This window comes from Psychrobacter sp. 1Y4 (assembly GCF_051847555.1).
The window spans coordinates 1-864 of the sequence record NZ_JBPYDE010000311.1 but is presented as its reverse complement, the minus strand read 5'-3'; the positions used below and the strand labels follow the sequence as shown (position 1 = coordinate 864).

Annotated in this window: 1 protein-coding gene; it reads left to right on the top strand. The window is 45.5% G+C overall.

Going from position 1 to position 864, the window contains the following annotated elements:
- The coding region (locus tag ACS8FC_RS15985; RefSeq protein ID WP_439297494.1) for an SDR family oxidoreductase at positions 1 to 771 on the top strand (771 nt) is incomplete at its 5' end.
- Positions 772 to 864: the final 93 nt, after the last annotated feature.

Genomic DNA, 864 nt, shown 5'->3' with positions numbered 1-864 from the left:
AATGAGCAGCAAGTAGGGAAAAATAAGACTGTATTGATTACTGGTGCCAGTTCAGGATTGGGCGAGGGCATGGCAAGATTGTTTGCTAAGCTTGGTTACAACCTCGCCATCTGTGCGCGCCGTACTGATCGTTTAGAAAGCCTGCAGTCAGAGCTGGTAGCATCATATCCTAATATACGCGTTGAGTACCGAGCGCTAGATGTCAGTGATTATGATGCTGTTTTTGAGGTATTCGATGCATTTGCTGCTGACTTTGGCAGGATCGATCGTATAGTGGTCAATGCCGGTATTGGCGATAGCCGCCGCATTGGTAAAGGGCGCTTTGATACCAACCGCCGTACCGTTGAGATTAATTTTATTTCGGCATTAGCGCAATGTGAAGCTGCGATGAATATCTTTCGGGCTCAAAATAGCGGTCATCTGGTGGCAATGTCGAGCATGTCAGCGATGCGTGGCCTGCCCAAGCATCTGACGGCTTATGGTGCGAGTAAAGCAGGTTTGGCGCATCTTGCAGAAGGTATTCGTGCTGATATGCTATTGACTAAGCTACCTATTAAGATTTCTACCATTTATCCTGGTTACATCCGTACTGAGATCAATACGAATGCCAAGCCATTGCCGTTTGAAGTAGATACTGATACTGGTACCAAAGCGATTGTTGCAGCGATTGAAGCAGGTTTGGAAGAGGCGTGCGTACCAAGCTTGCCATGGTCAATTGTAGGTCAGGCAATGAAGCGTTTGCCGCTGCAAGTGATGAGTCGATTGAGCTAATGTGATATGCTTGTTCAATAAAAACAAAAAGCCCACTTTAATAATAGTGGGCTTTTTTGTCTCTATGGCAAAATCATAATGTACAGATTACAA